This is a genomic window from Cupriavidus basilensis OR16, from assembly GCF_000243095.1.
GTDB lineage: Bacteria > Pseudomonadota > Gammaproteobacteria > Burkholderiales > Burkholderiaceae > Cupriavidus > Cupriavidus basilensis_D.
Genome location: NZ_AHJE01000052.1, coordinates 1 through 16,364 on the forward strand (window position 1 = coordinate 1; position 16,364 = coordinate 16,364).

A 16,364-nucleotide genomic window follows, 5' to 3' on the forward strand; every position below is an offset into this window, starting at 1 on the left:
CCTTGCCCGCGCCGCTAGGACCAACCACGAGGAAGAAGGTGCCGGCATCCTGCATGGGCCTACCCGGCGTGATGGAGACCGCCGCCAACGCCGATGGCCCGGCGCGATTCAGATAACTGGACGCTTCCAGGCTGCTTGTGCATGTGTCGTTCCAGGTCTCGGGGTTTTTCATGGACATCCTCTTCTTTCTCTTGGTCCCATTTCGTCGACTGTGCCTCGCACGTCCTCAGGCAATATTATTAGATATCGAAGTACAGAGACAATGCTAGCACCGGATGAAACCTTGTCAAGATAAGTTCGACATCTAAGAATATGCAAGAGTCAGGCCATCGCCGGGAAGGGCCGTATCCGCGGCCTGTGGCGGCGATTCCAGCAATGTCTAGCAGGGAAATCCCTCTGCAGGTGCGCTGCTGCATCGTCCTGGCGCAAGTTCGCACTGATGTAGTGAGCACTACATTTGGACGCGCTTTGCTAACGCGTTATCATGTTTTCCATCATCGGGCGCGGGCATGGCCGGCGCCGACAAGGACTCCCACACCGTCTTATGGCCACTTCAAAACTGACTGAAACGCAGCCGCCCGCCCAGCCAGGCGACATCGCCAACGAGCGCCTGGCGCATATGGTGAAGGACGCTGCCCGGGCGTATATCCGCGCCCTGCAGATGCGCCTGGCCGAACACACGGTCTCCTATGGGCACTGGACCATCCTGCGGATCCTCTGGGATCACGACGGTTTGTCGCAGCGCGAGCTGAGCGACCTGGCGGGCGTCACGGAGCCGACCACGTTCGCGGCGGTCAAGGCGCTGGAGGCGCTGGGCTATATCGAGCGCACCCATCTGCCAGGCAACAAGAAGAATGTCCATGTGTTCCTGACCAAGACCGGCCGCGCCCTCAAGCGCAAGCTGGTGCCGCTGGCCGAGGAGGTCAACGAGATCAGCGTGGAGGGGGTCTCGGCCGAGGAAGTCGCGATTGCGCGCAAGGTGCTGATTGCCATCAACCGCAACCTGGCGAAGGACGAGGCAGAGGCGCAGGGCACGGCACGGCGCGTGCCGTCGACGCGCGAGCTGGGGCGGCTGCTGGCGGATCTTTGAGCCAGCGCCGGCGCTGGTGGTAAGCGCAGCGTAAAAAAAGCGCGCGAGGCCGCAGCCAGGCGCGCGTCAAAGTGGCGGGAAGGCGTGACTCCCGCTCACACGGTATCTTTACACCGCCTCTTCACACTGCCGGTTCACACCGCATCGTCCAGCCCGATATCCACGGCCGGCGCGGACTGGGTGATCTTGCTGGTGGAGATGTAGTCAACGCCGGTCTCGGCGACGGGGCGGATGGTCTCCAGGTTGATGCCGCCGGACGCCTCCACCTTGGTGCGCCCGTTGACGATGGCAACGGCTTCGCGCATGTCGGGCACGGACATGTTGTCCAGCATGATCACGTCGACGCCCGCCTTCAGGGCTTCATGCACCTGGTCCAGCCGGTCGCACTCCACTTCCAGCTTGGTCAGCACGGGCAGTTGCCGGCGCGCGCGCGCGACGGCGGCGGCGATGCTGCCGCACACGGCGATAGCGGTCAGCACGCTGCGCGCCGAGCCGCTCACAGCGATCAGGATGGCGCCCTTGGCGACCTTGTCGCCATCGTTGACACGTACGTCCACATGCAGCGACGGATCGTAGCGGGANAACACGCGGGCGGCCACGTCCACGCAGGCGATCAGCATCGGCTCGCGCGCATTCATATAGAACGAACCCGTCTCGCCCTTCTCGATCATGGTGTGGACCGTCAGGTCGCAGGCGCCGATGTCTTCGGTCAGCCACAGGTCAATCAGCTTGTCGGTTGCAAATTGGTCGTACATGCTTGGCTCCAGGGTTCCGGGGGTGCCGGTGGGTTGGTGTCGCGGTCTTTACGTCAATACACGAAATGCTTAGATATCGAAGTACGTACGACAATCCTAGCACTTGCCGTGGCTGTGTCAAGTAAAGTTCGACATCTAAGAATAATTTCACGGCGACGTGCAATGTGCCGGCCTGTCATAAAATGCACGTTGACACATGACCGGGCCAGGCCCCGGCCTTCCTGACACGCACATACGGAGCACAAGACATGATTCTCGAAATTGCGCAGTTCCAGATCAAACCGGGCACGGAGTCGGAATTCGCGGCGGCGGTCGCCAAGGCGGCCCCGCTCTTCAAGCGTGCCCGCGGCTGCCACGCCATGCGGCTGCTCAGGTCGATCGAAAATCCCTCGCACTTCACGCTTGAGGTCAAGTGGGAAACGGTCGAGAACCACATGGTGGATTTCCGCGAATCCGCGGACTTCGCCGAATGGCGCCAGCTGGTTGGCGACTATTTCGCCGCCGCGCCCGATGTGGGCCATGTCAGCGTGGCGGTCGAGGGGTTCTGAATCCGGATTGGCGGGGCAACCCTTCCCCGCTTGGGTAGGGGCCCGAATAACGCAATTGCGTTATTGGTGGGGGAAAGCGCAGCGGGTAAGCTGGCTGCACGCTGAACACCCCGTTCCACGCGTATTTGACGTGCCACCTGCCGGTAAAGCAGGTGGCATTTTCTTTGTAATCTAAGTATTTACCCTGAGTGCGCTGCGCCGCCGCAGGCGCCCGCCCCATTCTGGGGTGAGCCGGGAAAGCCCGGCGCCCTTCCTGCCTCGCCCCCTATTTCTCATCCCGCATCGTCTCCAGGAAGCGGTCGCGCGCCGGCTCGTCCGTTCCTGCCTTCCAGACGCAATACACCTCTGACGGCACCGTCGCCTGCGCCAGCGGCAAAAACACCGCTCCGGCCATTGCCGACCTCTGCAGCGCCGCCGGCACCACCGCCACGCCGGTGCCTTGCGACACCAGGGACACCACCGAGAGCCAGTGCCGCACCTCATGCCGGATCTGCGGATAGAAGCCCTGTGCCGCGCACATCTCGAAGATGCGGTTGTAGTAGTCGGGCGAGGCTTTCCTGGAGAACAGCACGAAGGGCTCGCCGCGCAACTCGCCGAGCGCCACGCTGGCCTGTCGCGCCAGGGGATGATCCTGCGGCACGCAGCACAGGAAAGGCTCGCTATGGACCAGCACCGTGGCCAGTTCGTCGGGTACGCGGTTGGTGTGGATGAAGCCGGCATCGAGCCCTTCATGCAGCAGCGCGTCGATCTGTTCCTGTGAGTTGAGTTCCGTCAGCGCCACCTGGATGCCGGGGTAGCTGGCCTGGAACTCGCGCAGGCGCTGGGGCAGGCCGCGGTACAGCATGGAGCCGACGAAGCCGATGCGCAGCCGCCCGACGGCGCCGGCCTCGATCTCGCGGGCCAGCAGGCGGGCCTCTTCGGCCTGGGCCAGCAGCGCGCTGGCGGACTCCCGGAAGGCCCGGCCGGCGGCGGTCAGGCGCACGCCGCGGCTGTCGCGCTCGAACAGGCGGGCGCCCACCGAGGCTTCCAGCTGCTGGATATCATCCGGTGCCGGACCAGCATGGCGTCAACCTGTTTGCCAGCGACCCGGACCTGCGTGCGCTACTGCCGCTCTACCTCCCGCCCGACCTGTTCGCCCACCTGCTGCCCCACCTCGATCGCATGGGCGCGCTGGCTGGCGGCGTGCTGGACACGCTGGCGCATACCGCCGACCAGAACAAGCCCACGCTGTCGTACCGCACCCGCACGGGCGTCGACGCGCAGCACATCGAGAAGCATCCGGCCTATGTGGAACTCGAGCGGGTCGCATTCTCCGAGTTCGGCCTGGCGGCGGCGTCGCACCGTGGCGGTGTGCTGGGCTGGGACAAGCCGATGCCGGCCGCGGCCAAGTACGCGCTGACCTACCTGTTCGTGCAGGCCGAGTTCGGCCTGTGCTGCCCGCTGTCGATGACGGATTCGCTGACCCGCACCTTGCGCAAGTTCGGCGATCCGGCGGTGGTCGAGCGCTTCTTGCCCAACCTCACCACGCAGGTCTTCGAGGACCTGTACCAGGGTGCCATGTTCATGACCGAGCAGGGCGCAGGCTCCGACGTGGCTGCCACCACCACCCGCGCCGCGCGCGATGCGCAGGCTGAGGGCGGCTGGCGCCTGTCGGGCGACAAGTGGTTCTGTTCCAACCCGGACGCGGCGCTGGCGATGGTACTGGCCCGCGTCGAGGACGAAAACGGCGAGGCCGCGCCCGGCATCAAGGGCGTGTCGCTGTTCCTGCTGCCGCGCACGCTGGCCGATGGCAGCGCCAACCACTACCGCATCATCCGGCTGAAAGACAAGCTTGGCACGCGCTCCATGGCCAGCGGCGAGATCCGCCTGGAAGGCGCGCATGCCTACCTGGTGGGCGAGCTGGGCCGGGGCTTCGTGCAGATGGCCGACATGATCAACAACTCGCGCCTGTCCAATGGCGTACGCGCTGCCGGCCTGATGCGCCGCGCCTTGTCGGAGGGCCAGTTCATCGCGCGCGAGCGCCGCGCCTTCGGCAAGCGCCTGCTGGACATGCCGCTGATGCGCCGCCAGCTGCTCAAGCTCGCGCTGCCCACCGAGCAGGCCCGCACCATGGTGTTCCAGACGGCCGAGGCACTGCGCCGCGCCGACGCCGGCGAGGCCGATGCCTATCCGCTGATGCGCGTGCTGACGCCGCTGATCAAGTTCCGCGCCTGCCGCGATGCCCGCAAGGTCACCGGCGACGCCATGGAAATGCGCGGCGGCTGCGGCTATATCGAAGAATGGAGCGACCCGCGCCTGGTGCGCGACGCGCATCTTGGCTCGATCTGGGAGGGCACCAGCAATATCGTTGCCCTTGACGTGCTGCGCGCGATCCGCCGCGAAGGCGCGCTGCCCGTGCTCGAGGCCCACCTGGCCGGCTTGCTGCAGGCCACGCCGATGCATGCCGGCGCACGCGGCGCCTTCACCACCGCGATCGCGCGTGCCACCACGCTGGCCGCCCGCGCCGCCGAAGCCGGCGCCGATGGCGACGTGCTGGCGCGCCAGGCCGCATCCGGGCTGTACCACGTGACCAGCGCGGCCGCCATGGCCTGGGAAGCGGGCCGCATCGGTTCCGTGCGCCGCATGCGCCTGGCCCAGCTGGTGCTGCTGCATCGCGTGCTGCCGCAGGATCCGCTGGCGGGCCAGGCCGAGCCCGACTGGCTGGCCGACACCCTTGACCCCACTGCGCCGCCGGCGGATGGCGCGGCCCACGCCGCCACGGCCGTGGAGCAGGTCAACCTGTTCTGATTCCGCAAGGGCATGAAACCGCCCCCGCGGCGCCGCCAGAAACCGGCGCCGCACACTCCACCACGGTGCCAAGCGCCGGGTGGGCATTGACCTAATAGACCAATATCAGGAGACAACCATGACCCTCTGGCAACGCCTCGCCGCTGTCGCCGCCTGCACCCTTTGCGTGGGCATCGCCCCCGCGCTGGCGCAGAAGGATTATCCATCCAAGCCCATCATGATGATCGTGACCTACCCGCCCGGCGGTCCCACCGACGTGATGGCGCGCACCCTGGCGTCGGCGCTCAAGGGCAGCCTGGGGCAGACCGTGGTGGTGGAAAACCGGGCCGGCGCCGGCGGCAATATCGGCGCCGAAGCCGTGGCGCGCGCGGAGCCGGACGGCTATACGCTGATGTTCGGCACCTCGGCCCCGCTGGCGATCAACGTCAGCCTGTACCGCAAGATCAACTACGACCCGGTCAAGAGCTTCGCGCCGATCATCCAGATCGGCCAGCTGCCCAACGTGCTGGTGGTGAACCCCTCGGTGCCCGCCAAGACCGTCGGTGAGCTGATTGCCTATGGCAAGGCCAACCCGGGCAAGCTGACCTATGCCTCGTCCGGCAATGGCGCGTCGTCGCACTTGGCCGGCGTGCTGTTCAACAACCTGGCCGGTACGGACTTCCGGCACATTCCCTACAAGGGCACCGGCCCCGCGCTCAACGACCTGCTCGGCGGCCAGGTGAGCATGAGCTTCACCGACGTGCTGACCGCGCTGCCCTTTATCAAGAGCGGCAAGTTCCGCGTGCTGGGCGTAACCACCAAGACCCGTTCGCAGGCGCTGCCCGATGTGCCCACCGTGGCCGAGCAGGGCGTGCCCGGCTTCGACGTCTCGGTGTTCTTCGGCGTGGTCGCGCCGGCCGGCACGCCGCCGGCGGTCATCGCCAAGCTCAACCACGCCTTCGCCGACGCGCTGCAACAGCCCGAAGTGCGCAAGACCCTGCAGGCGCAAGGCCTGGAACTGCCGCCTTCGACTTCGCCCGAGCAGCTCGGCAGCTTCGTCAAGGCAGAGGTGACCAAATGGCGCGGCGTGGTGCAGAAATCGGGCGCCCAGCTGGACTGATCCAGGGGCACGCCCGCCAGGCGAGGCTATGAATCATGGCCGGTTCGGCGGTAGTATCGACGTTTGCGAACCTGCGTGCAGTCAAATGCACCCGGCGGCAGGAGGGCGAATTCGTGGGCATCGCGCCATCGCGGTGCCCGCTTTGCCTGCATGCTGCCCCAACCTACCATGTGCCGTCCATGACCGATCTCTCCCCGCCCGCATCTGTCAACGAATTTGCCGGTGAAGCCCCGGGCCTGCTGTTTGCCCTGCCGATGCCCATGGCCCGCGTGTTCGGGCTGACCGGCGTGCACATCAACGCCAAAGAGGCGTGCGTGAGCATGGCCTACCATCCGGACCACACCAACAGCCGCGGCGACGTGCACGGTGGCGCACTGGCTACGCTGCTCGATTGCGCGCTGTCCTGCGCCGCGCGCGGCCACGATCCGCGCCGTTTTGGCGTGGCCACGATCGACCTGTCGGTGCATTTCACCGCGCCCGGGCGCGGCGAGCTGACCGCCACCGCCTGGTGCGAGCGGCGCGGCCGCTCCCTGTGCTTCGCTCGCGGCGAGATCCGCGACGCGCAGGGCGAGCTGCTGGCGCTGGCCACCGGCACCTTCAAGCTGCTGGATCGCACGCCCGCGCCGGCCGCCTGAGCCAACCCACGCCGTTCGTCGCCCCTTCATCGCCGCAGTTACGGAACCCTTCTCATGAGCAAACTCCCTGTATCGCCCGGCGCGCTCGCCGGCATCCGCGTGGTCGATCTCTCCCGCATCCTGGGTGGCCCGTTCTGTGGCCAGATCCTTGGCGACCATGGCGCCGACGTGCTGAAGATCGAGCCGCCCCAGGGCGACGACACCCGCACCTGGGGCCCGCCGTTCAAGGACGGCGTGGCCTCGTACTACTTCGGCCTGAACCGCAACAAGCGCGTGATGCGCCTGGACCTGACCGCCGATGCCGACCGCGAGGTGCTGCTCGCCCTGCTGGCGGACGCCGACGTGCTGGTCGAGAACTTCAAGACCGGCACGCTGGAAAAATGGGGGTTGGGGTTCGACACGCTGTCGGCGCGCTTCCCGCGCCTGGTGCACTGCCGGGTTTCCGGCTTTGGCGCCGATGGCCCGCTGGGTGGCTTGCCCGGCTACGACGCGGCCATCCAGGCCATGGCGGGCATCATGAGCATCAACGGTGAAGCCGGCGGCGACGCGCTGCGCGTGGGCTTGCCGGTGGTGGACATGGTTACGGGGCTGAATGCCGCGCTGGGCGTGTTGCTGGCGTTGCAGGAGCGCGAGCGCAGCGGGCGTGGCCAGTTCGTCGAGGCGGCGCTGTACGACTCGGGCCTGTCGCTGCTGCATCCGCACGCGGCCAACTGGTTCATGAGCGGCAAGGAGCCGACCCGCACCGGCAACGCGCACCCGAACATCTATCCGTACGACACCGTCGCCACAGCTACCGACCCGGTCTTTCTCGCGGTCGGCAACGATCGCCAGTTCCGCATCCTGTGCGAGCACCTGGACATGCCGGGGTTTGCCGACGATGTGCGCTATGCCACCGCCGGTGCGCGCTCGGTCAACCGTGCCGCGCTCAAGGTGGAGCTGGAAGCGCGCATGGGCAAGCTGGAAGGCAAGGTGCTGGCCGATACGCTGGTGGCCGCCGGCGTGCCGTGCGCGCCGGTCCTGTCGGTGGCAGACGCCTTGCAGCATCCGCATACCATCCACCGCGAGATGGTGGTGGAGATGGCGGATGGCTACAAGGGCCTGGGTTCGCCCGTCAAGCTCAGCCGCACGCCCGCCACCTACCGTTACGCGCCGCTGGCCGAGGGCGACCAGTTCCTGCCGCGCGACGCCGCCAACGACGGCGCGTGAGCTTGGGCGTCGTGCCCGCTTAGTGGGGAATCATCCCCGTGAAGACGTAAGCCTGCAGCATGGTGATGATGCCCACGATCACCGCGAACAGCAGGCTGTGCTTCACGGTAAAGCGGAACAGCTCGGATTCCTTGCCGACCAGCCCGGTGGCCGCGCAGGCCACCGCGATGGATTGCGGCGAGATCATCTTGCCGGTCACCCCGCCGGTGGTGTTGGCCGCCACCAGTAGCGTGTCGGACACGTCGATCTGGTGCGCGGTGGTGCTCTGCAGCGAGCAGAACAGCGCATTGGACGACGTATCCGAGCCGGTCAGGAACACGCCCAGCCAGCCCAGGAAGGGCGAGAAGAACGGAAACGCCGCGCCCGTGCCGGCCAGCAGCAGCGCCAGCGTCGACGACATGCCCGAGTAGTTGGCGACAAAGGCGAAGCCCAGCACCAGCCCGATCGACAGGATCGGGCGGCGCAGCTCCATCAGCGTCTGGCCGAAGGTGGCCAGCGCATCGCGTGGCTTCATGCGCAGCAGCACGGCGGAGATCAGCGCGGTCAGCAGGATGGCGGTGCCCACCGCCGATACCAGGTCGAGCTTGAGCACGGCCTCGTAGGCCTTGGGCTGCGCCACGATCGGCGCGGTCTTGATCACCAGCTGGTCCAGCGCCGGCACATGGAACTTCAGCACCCACCCGGCCAGCGCGCCGGTGCCGGCAAACAGCGCCTTGAACGGCTGCAGGCTCCACACCGTGACGATGGCGGTGAGGATGCCGAACGGCGCCCACGCGCGCACGGTCTGCGCCACGGTGTAGGGCGAGGCACGGCGGTTGTCGCCCGCACCGTTGCCGAGGCCGCCCGCATTGCTGGCCAGAGCGCCGCCCATGCGCGCCAGTGCCACCGCACCGCCGCCGGCCTTTATCGCGCCGCCAGCCCGCTGGCTTGCGCTCTTGGGCTGCCACACCTTCAGGAACAGTGTCAGCGACACCAGGCTGACCAGCGCCGACGTGATGTCCGGCAGCTCCGGCCCGATATGGTTCGACGTGAAATACTGCGTCACCGAAAAGCTCGCGCCGGTCACCAGCGCCGCCGGCCACGTCTCTTTCACGCCGCGCTTGCCGTCCATGATGAACACCAGCCAGAACGGCACCGCGAGCGACAGCAGCGGCAATTGCCGGCCGGCCATCGCGCCGATGTGCATGGCATCGATGCCGGTCACCTGGCCCGCCACGATGATGGGAATGCCCATGGCGCCGAAGGCCACCGGCGCGGTATTGGCGATCAGGCACAGGCCCGCCGCGTAGAGCGGGTTGAAGCCCAGGCCCACCAGCAGCGCCGCGGTGATGGCCACCGGCGCGCCGAAGCCCGCCGCGCCTTCCAGGAAGGCGCCGAAGGCAAAGCCGATCAGCAGCATCTGCAGGCGCTGGTCATCTGTGATGGCCAGCACGGATGCGCGGATGATGTCGAACTGCCCGGTCTTCACCACGATCTTGTAGAGGAACACCGCGGTCACGATGATCCATGCGATCGGCCACAGGCCGTAGGCAAAGCCGAAGCCCGCGGCGGCGAGCGCCTGCGGCACCGGCATGCCGTAGGCGAAGATGGCCACGCCAATGGCCAGTAGCAGCGTGATGGCGGCGGCCACGTGGCCCTTCATGCGCAGCACCGCCAGCGCGAGGAAGAAAAACAGGATAGGCAGCGCGGCCGCGAGCGCGGACAGCCATAGGCTGCCTAGCGGTGTGTAGGTCTGGGTCCAGGGTTGCACGGTGGGTCTCCTCCGTTGATGCGTTTGGATGAATTTGCTTTGGGGCGATTTGGTGCTTGCGCTTGTTCTTAGTTGTCCGGTTTTTGTTGGCCTGGGGCTTTCTCGATATTTTCCGCAGCTGCCTGACTGCCTGACTGCAAGGTCAAGGGCTTAAAACCTTAAAGTCAAAGGCAGTTTCACCACCCACGGCTCGCTTCGCATCGCGCTGGGTGTGCGCCCGCGGGCGGGCCTACACATGAAATCAGCGCGCTTTCGTCGGGTTTGTTCCTGATGCCGCCTACTCCGCCTGTCCACGCTCGCGCAGCAGGTCAGACAGGCTGCGCGGCGCCGGCGTCAGCGGCGCGCGGTGCCGGGTCCACCCGAGCTGGCGTTTTGGCGTCAGCACCCGCAGCCGCGTGGCGGCCCAGCGGAACAGCCGGTAGGTCAGCGGATGCGCGAACGCGCCGCTCCAGAAGCGCCAGACCAGGTGCTCGCCGCGGCTGAACCTGGCGCCCTGGCCGCGCAGCGGATGCGCAACCTGTTCGTGGGGATCGCGGTTGGATTCGGTGCGCAGGCGGATCAGCAGTTGCGGAATCGGGATACGCACGGGGCACACTTCGCCGCAGGCGCCGCACAGGCTGGAGGCGGTGGCGAGGTCGGCCGTGGCATCGAGCCCGAGCAGGTGTGGCGAGATGATCTTGCCGATCGGCCCGGGGTAGGTGGTGCCGTAGGCATGGCCGCCGATGCGCGTGTACACCGGGCAATGGTTCATGCACGCGCCGCAGCGGATGCACTGCAGCGTGGCGCGCAGTTGCTCGTCGGCATAGGCCTGGCTGCGGCCGTTATCCAGCAGCACCAGGTGCACCTCGCGCGGACCGTCGCGCTCGCCCGCGCGGCGCGGGCCGGAGATCAGATTGAAGTAGGTGGTGATGGCCTGCCCGGTGGCCGAGCGCGTCAGCAGGCTGGCCAGCGGTACGATGTGCTCGAGCCTGGCCACCACCTTTTCCATGCCCATGATGGCGATGTGCACATCGGGCACGGTGGTGGACAGGCGGCCGTTGCCTTCGTTCTCTACCAGCCACAGCGTGCCGGTGTCCGCGGCGGCAAAGTTCACGCCTGACAAGCCGATGTCGGCATCGACGAACGCCTGGCGCAGCGCGCGCCGGCCAGTCTGGATCAGCTCGTCCACGTCCTCGGTATAGGGCGTGCCCGGGATGTGCTGCGCGAACAGCTCGGCAATATCGCCGCGCGTCTTGTGGATGGCCGGCATCACGATGTGCGACGGCTTCTCGCCGGCGAGCTGCACGATGTACTCGCCCATGTCGGACTCGATGCAGTCGACGCCGCGCTCGGCCAGGTAATGGTTCAGCTCGATTTCCTCACTGGCCATCGACTTGCCCTTGATCACGCGGCTTGCCTGGCGGGCCTGGGCGATGCCGTGCACGATGGCATTGGCCTGGTCCGCGGTCTCGGCCCAGTGCACCTGCACGCCGGCCGCGGTGAGCTTGTCCTCCAGCTGCACCAGCAGGTCCGGCAGTTGCGACAGCGCGTGCTGGCGGATCGCTTCGCCCAGGTCGCGCAACTGCTCCAGCTCATCGCCGTCGGGGAACTGCACGGCGCGCTTGGCTTGCAGGAAGTCCATGGCGCCGCGGAAGCTGCTGCGCAGCTTGGGGTCGTCCAGTGCCGCGCGCGAGCGCGCCTTGAAGTCCGCGGCGGGCACGAAGTGCAGGGGTTTGGCGTCGGCCTGGGCGGTCGTTGGCGTACTCATTGCGCGGCTCCCGCGCCGGCGCTGCCGGTCACGATGATGACCCACAGCTCGCGCGGGCCATGCGCGCCGTAGGCCAGCGTTTGCTGGATGTCCGAGGTCTTGGATGGGCCGGATACCAGCACCAGGTTGGTCGGCATGCCCGCGCTCCAGCGCTCGGCGCGCGCGGCGCAATGCAGGTCCGGATGCAGCGTCTGCGCGTACACCAGCGCGATATGCAGCGGCGGCACCAGCGAGACCGTGCGCGGCGTTTGCGCGTCGGCGCGTCGGGCGCCAGCACTAGCGTGCCGGTGGCGGCAATGCCGGAGCGCGCCACGGTGAAGCCCGCGTCCACGGTGTCGAAGAGCTCCGCCTTCCACGCTTCGATGGGGCGCTCGTAAGACAGCGGCGCCACGCTGGCGGGCAAGGCGCGCATCAGCGCGGCGCCTTGCGCAGCGGTGGGGTCCAGCAGCAGGCGGCGCACGCCGGCGGCAGCGAGCCTGCCCGCAAGTTGCGCGGGCCAGGCCTCGGCGCTGGCGCACCAGGCCAGCGCGTGCGAGGCGCCCAACGCAGCCTGCATGGCCTGCGCCAGTTCGCCGGGGGAGGCCGCCTCGCGGCGGGCGTCGTAGTGCGCGTCGATACGCGCATCCAGCTGGCTGGCATCGGTGGCGGTAGCGGGTGCGGCCGCCCGCAGCCGGCCCAGCATGCGCTCGCGGGCGTTCAGTGCGCTCATGCTCGCTCCTTGGCGGCACCGCCGGTACGCCGCCACAGGAAGGTGGCGAGGTGCTCGACCGGCAGCGGCGCGCCCTGGTGGCTGGCCGCGTGCCCGATATTGAGCAGGCAGCCGCAGTCGGCGCTGACCAGCCGGTCGCAGCCGGTGGCGCAGGCCGAGGCGATCTTGTCCTGCACCATGGCACCGGAGATGTCGGGATGCTTGAGCGAGAAGGTGCCGCCAAAGCCGCAGCATTCGGATTCGCGCTGATGCTCGGCACGGGTGACGCCGGGCAGCGCATCGACCAGGGCCACGCCATGGTTGCGCGTACCCATTTCTCGACGCGCCGCGCAGGAGGTGTGCAGCACGACGGTCTCGGGTGGCTGGCCGGCCGCGCCGCTGACATCGAAGCGGACTTTCAGCACATGCAGCAGGAATTCGCTCAGCTCGTACACGCGCTCGGCCAGCAGGGCGGCCTTGGGGCCCGCTACCGGATCCTGCGCAAACAGCTGCGGCCAGTGGTGCCGCATCATCCCGGCGCACGAGCCCGAGGGCACGATCACCGGCCACGGCTCGGCGAAGAGGTCGAGCTGGGCCAGCGCCACCGTGCGGGCCTGTTCGGGGTTGCCGCTGCTGTAGGCAGGCTGTCCGCAGCAGCTCTGTCCACGCGGGAAGTGCACGGTCAGGCCCTCTCGCTCCAGCAGCCGCACGGCGTCCAGGCCGGCTTGCGGCACGGACCAGTTGGACCGATTGGGCGCGCGCCATGATTCCGGAGCAAGAGGATGGCGGCGGGCAGGCAGGCGCGCGGGCGCGTGGAAGAGGTCATGCGGAAACTGGAAACGGCGATGCTGGACGGCACCTGGCCGGCTGGCGCCCGCCTGCCCGCGGAGCGGCTCCTGGCCGGGCAATATGGCGTGGCGCGCAACACCGTGCGCGAGGCCACCCAGCGGCTGGCGGCGCGGGGCTTGCTGCAAAGCCGGCAGGGCGCCGGCGTGTTCGTCACCGAGCAGTTGCGCACCGGCTTTGCCTCGCCATGGCGCCAGTTGGTGGCGGACCATCCGGTGCTGCGCGACGATATCCTGGAGTTTCGCCGGGTGCTGGAGGGCGCTACCGCTTACTTTGCCGCGATGCGCGCGGATGCCGCCTTCCTGCACCTGCATACCAGCGTCATTGGCATGCTGCGCGAGCACATCACCATCAACGGCACGGGCCTGCGGGTGCAGGACGAGGACGCCTCCGCGCTATTGCTGCTGCAGCACCGCACGCTGTGCGAGGCCATCTGTGCGCGCCGGCCGGAGGAGGCGCGCACCGCCATGCAGACGCATATCGACTTTGTGCGCAGCCGGGTGGAGCAGCCAGGCGAGGGGGCCAGCGCCTGAAGGCGGGCGCCGGATCGGCGGGAATTGGTCCTACCGGTGACGCCAAGCGTCAGATCAGGCCCTTGTCCGACAGCTCGCGCTTGAGATAAGCGTAGTAGATCGGCCCGGCAATCACGCCGGCGACGCCATACAGCGACTCCATCAGCAGCATCACCGTGAGCAGTTCCCAGGCCGCGGCATTGATGCGCGCGCCGATGATGCGCGCGTTCAGGAAGTACTCGAACTTGTGGATCACCACCAGGTAGAACAGCGAGGCGATCGCCATGGGCAGTGAGATCGATAGCGAGACCACCACGATGCCCGTGTTCGACACCAGGTTGCCCAGTACCGGCAGCAGCCCGACCAGGAAGGTGAGGGCGACCAGTGTCTTGGCCAGCGGCAGGTGCACGCCAAACAGCGGCAGCACCACCAGCAGGTAGATCGCGGTGAGCACGGTGTTGATCAGCGAGATCTGCACCTGGGCGAAGATGAACTGCGAGAACGCCAGTTGCAGGTTGCGGGCGCGTTCCACCAGCGCCGAGGCCAGCGGCCGGCGGTTGGGCTTGGAGATGGCGCGGTACAGCGCGACCATCGCGCCGATCACCAGGCCGATCAGGATATGCGCGAGGCTGCGCAGCACTTCGGTGCCGAACTTCTGCGCCATCTGTGCGTGCTCGCGCAGCCAGGCAATGAGGGCGTTGGCCAGCTCATCCACGCCGCGCGGCAGCGCGTCGCTGACCCAGACCGGTAACTGGGCGCGGGACTTGTCGATGATGTCGGCGGTGCGGATCAGCAGGGTGTCCAGCGTGTTGCCGTCGCCGCTGACGAAGCGCACCACTGCCCAGCCCCCGAGTGTGAGTCCCAGCAAGGTGACGGCGGAGAGAATCGCCACCGCCAGGGCGTCGTGGCGCTGGTGCAGGCGCGCCAGCTTGGGCGCCAGCACGTCCACCAGCGAGTACAGCAGCAGGCCCGCCATGAGCGCCGCCACCAGATTGGCCTGCATCACCATCCAGAGCGCCAGGGCGGTCAGGATATAGGCGGCAGTCGTGACATTGAACCACTTTGCATCCGGCAAGCGGGGTATGCGTGGCGGATCGGGTTGATTCATCAAGTCTCCTGCATTGAGGGGCCGCGCCGTCTGGTGGACGGCCGGGCGTCTGTGCATTGTACGGCGCTCGATTGTCCGATGGGCGGAAGGCGAAGGCAAGCGCCCAAGGGGCGACAATGCGCGCCCGCGGTTGCTATGATCGGGCTGTTCGCGGGCCCGCCATCTGACCGAGACAGATCCCATGACCTTTGCCCACACCGTAGCCTCGCGGCGGCACCTCTTCGCCGATCTCAAGACCCTGCTGGCCAAGGCCAGCCCGGCGCGCTCGGGCGACTACCTGGCCGGGCTGGCGGCTGCCAGCGAGGAGGAGCGGATGGCCGCGCGCATGGCGCTGGCCGAGGTGCCGCTGGCGCACTTCCTGGCCGAGGCGCTGGTGCCCTACGAGGCCGACGAAGTCACGCGCCTGATCATCGACCGCCATGACGCCCCGGCTTTTCGCGAGATCGCGTCCTTCACCGTGGGCGACCTGCGCAACTGGCTGCTGCTGCACGAGACCGACACGGCGACGCTGGCGCGCGTGGCGCCGGGCATCACGCCCGAGATGGCGGCCGCGGTGAGCAAACTGATGCGCAACCAGGACCTGATCGCGGTGGCGCGCAAGTGCCGCGTGGTCACGTGCTTTCGCAACACCATCGGCCTGTCCGGCCGGCTCTCGGTACGGCTGCAGCCCAACCATCCCACCGACGATGCCCGCGGCATCGCCGCCTCCATGATCGACGGCCTGCTCTACGGCTGCGGCGATGCCACCATCGGCATCAACCCCGCCACCGACAACCTCGGCGCCATCGTCACGCTGCTGCGCCTGGTCGACGACCTGCGCTGCCGCTTCGATGTGCCCACCCAGTCCTGCGTGCTGACCCACGTCACCAACACGTTGCGCGCCATCGAGCAGGGCGCGCCGGTGGACCTGGTGTTCCAGTCGGTGGCCGGCAGCGAGCGTGCCAACGCCGGCTTTGGCATCAGCCTGGCGCTGCTGCGCGACGCGCATGACGCCGCGCAAGGCCTGGCGCGCGGCACGTGGGCAACAACGTGATGTAATTTCGAGACCGGGCAGGGCAGCGCGCTGTCGGCCAACGCGCACCACGGCGTGGACCAGCAGACCATGGAGGCGCGCGCCTATGCGGTGGCGCGCGAGTTCTCGCCGCTGCTGGTCAATACCGTGGTGGGCTTTATCGGCCCCGAGTACCTGTACGATGGCAAGCAGATCATCCGCGCCGGGCTGGAAGACCATTTCTGCGGCAAGCTGCTCGGCGTGCCGATGGGCTGCGATGTCTGCTACACCAACCACGCCGAGGCTGACCAGGACGATATGGACACGCTGCTGACGCTGTTCGGCGTGGCCGGCATCAACTTCATCATGGGCGTGCCCGGCGCCGACGACATCATGCTGAACTACCAGAGCACCTCGTTCCACGATGCGCTCTACCTGCGCGACACGCTGGGCCTGCGCCCCGCGCCCGAGTTCGAGGACTGGCTGCAGCGCATGGGCATCCTCGGCGCGGATGGCCGCCCGCTGGAGCTGGCCGAGCGCCAGCCGCTGCTGCAACTCGCGCACGGGCTCTAACGTGCCATGGCCAGCCAACGTTTTCCCAC

At 67.7% G+C, this 16,364-nt stretch carries 12 protein-coding genes and 3 pseudogenes; 8 read left to right on the forward strand and 7 right to left on the reverse strand.

Annotated features, from left to right (window positions below; genetic code table 11):
• Nucleotides 1-544: 544 nt before the first annotated feature.
• Complete coding sequence (locus tag OR16_RS19650) at nt 545-1,090, forward strand: MarR family winged helix-turn-helix transcriptional regulator (RefSeq protein ID WP_006159700.1); 546 nt, start codon at nt 545-547, stop codon at nt 1,088-1,090.
• A 134-nt stretch (nt 1,091-1,224) separates the two neighbouring features.
• Here OR16_RS19650 and OR16_RS19655 read toward each other — a convergent pair whose 3' ends face one another.
• Nucleotides 1,225-1,845, reverse strand: a complete 621-nt coding sequence (locus tag OR16_RS19655; protein WP_006159701.1) for a nicotinate-nucleotide diphosphorylase — start codon at nt 1,843-1,845, stop codon at nt 1,225-1,227.
• Nucleotides 1,846-2,093: 248 nt separating this feature from the next.
• Here OR16_RS19655 and OR16_RS19660 point away from each other — a divergent pair, with 248 nt between their 5' ends.
• A complete protein-coding gene (locus OR16_RS19660; RefSeq protein ID WP_006159702.1) occupies nt 2,094-2,393 on the forward strand; it encodes an antibiotic biosynthesis monooxygenase family protein in 300 nt (99 codons plus the stop codon).
• Nucleotides 2,394-2,658: 265 nt separating this feature from the next.
• On the opposite strand, the pseudogene OR16_RS19665 reads toward OR16_RS19660, so the two are convergent.
• Nucleotides 2,659-3,447, reverse strand: a pseudogene (locus OR16_RS19665) (LysR substrate-binding domain-containing protein); the annotation flags it as partial.
• Here OR16_RS19665 and OR16_RS19670 point away from each other — a divergent pair.
• The 4 genes from OR16_RS19670 to OR16_RS19685 all read left to right on the forward strand — a co-directional run bounded on the left by OR16_RS19670 (nt 3,441) and on the right by OR16_RS19685 (nt 8,120).
• A complete protein-coding gene (locus OR16_RS19670) occupies nt 3,441-5,180 on the forward strand; it encodes an acyl-CoA dehydrogenase family protein (protein WP_006159704.1) in 1,740 nt (579 codons plus the stop codon). The pseudogene OR16_RS19665 and the gene OR16_RS19670 overlap by 7 nt on opposite strands.
• A gap of 118 nt (nt 5,181-5,298) precedes the next feature.
• The gene (locus OR16_RS19675) at nt 5,299-6,279 is read left to right on the forward strand and encodes a Bug family tripartite tricarboxylate transporter substrate binding protein (protein ID WP_006159705.1); all 981 of its coding nucleotides are present in this window, start codon (nt 5,299-5,301) and stop codon (nt 6,277-6,279) included.
• A 179-nt stretch (nt 6,280-6,458) separates the two neighbouring features.
• The gene (locus tag OR16_RS19680; RefSeq protein ID WP_043420387.1) at nt 6,459-6,914 is read left to right on the forward strand and encodes a PaaI family thioesterase; all 456 of its coding nucleotides are present in this window, start codon (nt 6,459-6,461) and stop codon (nt 6,912-6,914) included.
• Nucleotides 6,915-6,968: 54 nt separating this feature from the next.
• Nucleotides 6,969-8,120 carry a CaiB/BaiF CoA transferase family protein gene (locus OR16_RS19685; protein ID WP_006159707.1) on the forward strand — a complete coding sequence of 384 codons (1,152 nt, stop codon included), beginning with the start codon at nt 6,969-6,971 and terminating at the stop codon, nt 8,118-8,120.
• A 19-nt stretch (nt 8,121-8,139) separates the two neighbouring features.
• Here the strand turns inward: OR16_RS19685 and OR16_RS19690 are convergent, their stop codons facing one another.
• From OR16_RS19690 to OR16_RS19705, 4 genes and pseudogenes are all read right to left on the reverse strand, one after another.
• Nucleotides 8,140-9,870, reverse strand: a complete 1,731-nt coding sequence (locus OR16_RS19690; protein WP_006159708.1) for a lactate permease LctP family transporter — start codon at nt 9,868-9,870, stop codon at nt 8,140-8,142.
• A 277-nt stretch (nt 9,871-10,147) separates the two neighbouring features.
• The gene (locus OR16_RS19695; protein ID WP_006159709.1) at nt 10,148-11,617 is read right to left on the reverse strand and encodes a LutB/LldF family L-lactate oxidation iron-sulfur protein; all 1,470 of its coding nucleotides are present in this window, start codon (nt 11,615-11,617) and stop codon (nt 10,148-10,150) included.
• A pseudogene (locus OR16_RS19700) lies at nt 11,614-12,326 on the reverse strand (LutC/YkgG family protein). Before OR16_RS19700 ends, OR16_RS19695 begins: the two are co-directional and overlap by 4 nt.
• Nucleotides 12,323-13,039, reverse strand: coding sequence for a (Fe-S)-binding protein (locus OR16_RS19705; protein WP_006159711.1), 717 nt, complete (start codon nt 13,037-13,039; stop codon nt 12,323-12,325). The pseudogene OR16_RS19700 and the gene OR16_RS19705 overlap by 4 nt, the downstream one beginning before the upstream one ends.
• Nucleotides 13,040-13,087: 48 nt before the next feature.
• On the opposite strand from OR16_RS19705, the gene OR16_RS19710 reads away from it, so the two are divergent.
• Nucleotides 13,088-13,684 (forward strand): FadR/GntR family transcriptional regulator, encoded by a 597-nt coding sequence (locus tag OR16_RS19710; RefSeq protein WP_006159712.1) that lies wholly within the window; start codon nt 13,088-13,090, stop codon nt 13,682-13,684.
• Nucleotides 13,685-13,733: 49 nt separating this feature from the next.
• On the opposite strand, the gene OR16_RS19715 is transcribed toward OR16_RS19710, so the two are convergent.
• Complete coding sequence (locus OR16_RS19715) at nt 13,734-14,771, reverse strand: AI-2E family transporter (protein ID WP_006159713.1); 1,038 nt, start codon at nt 14,769-14,771, stop codon at nt 13,734-13,736.
• Nucleotides 14,772-14,952: 181 nt separating this feature from the next.
• On the opposite strand from OR16_RS19715, the pseudogene OR16_RS19720 reads away from it, so the two are divergent.
• Nucleotides 14,953-16,335 (forward strand): annotated as a pseudogene (locus OR16_RS19720) (ethanolamine ammonia-lyase subunit EutB).
• Nucleotides 16,336-16,364: the final 29 nt, after the last annotated feature.

Coding starts and splice junctions, on each gene's coding strand:
- OR16_RS19675 (WP_006159705.1), top strand. CDS start 5,299: ATGACCCTCTGGCAACGCCTCGCCGCTGTCGCCGCCTGCACCCTTTGC.
- OR16_RS19710 (WP_006159712.1), top strand. CDS start 13,088: ATGGCGGCGGGCAGGCAGGCGCGCGGGCGCGTGGAAGAGGTCATGCGG.
- OR16_RS19650 (WP_006159700.1), top strand. CDS start 545: ATGGCCACTTCAAAACTGACTGAAACGCAGCCGCCCGCCCAGCCAGGC.
- OR16_RS19680 (WP_043420387.1), top strand. CDS start 6,459: ATGACCGATCTCTCCCCGCCCGCATCTGTCAACGAATTTGCCGGTGAA.
- OR16_RS19695 (WP_006159709.1), bottom strand. CDS start 11,617: ATGAGTACGCCAACGACCGCCCAGGCCGACGCCAAACCCCTGCACTTC.
- OR16_RS19715 (WP_006159713.1), bottom strand. CDS start 14,771: ATGAATCAACCCGATCCGCCACGCATACCCCGCTTGCCGGATGCAAAG.
- OR16_RS19685 (WP_006159707.1), top strand. CDS start 6,969: ATGAGCAAACTCCCTGTATCGCCCGGCGCGCTCGCCGGCATCCGCGTG.
- OR16_RS19660 (WP_006159702.1), top strand. CDS start 2,094: ATGATTCTCGAAATTGCGCAGTTCCAGATCAAACCGGGCACGGAGTCG.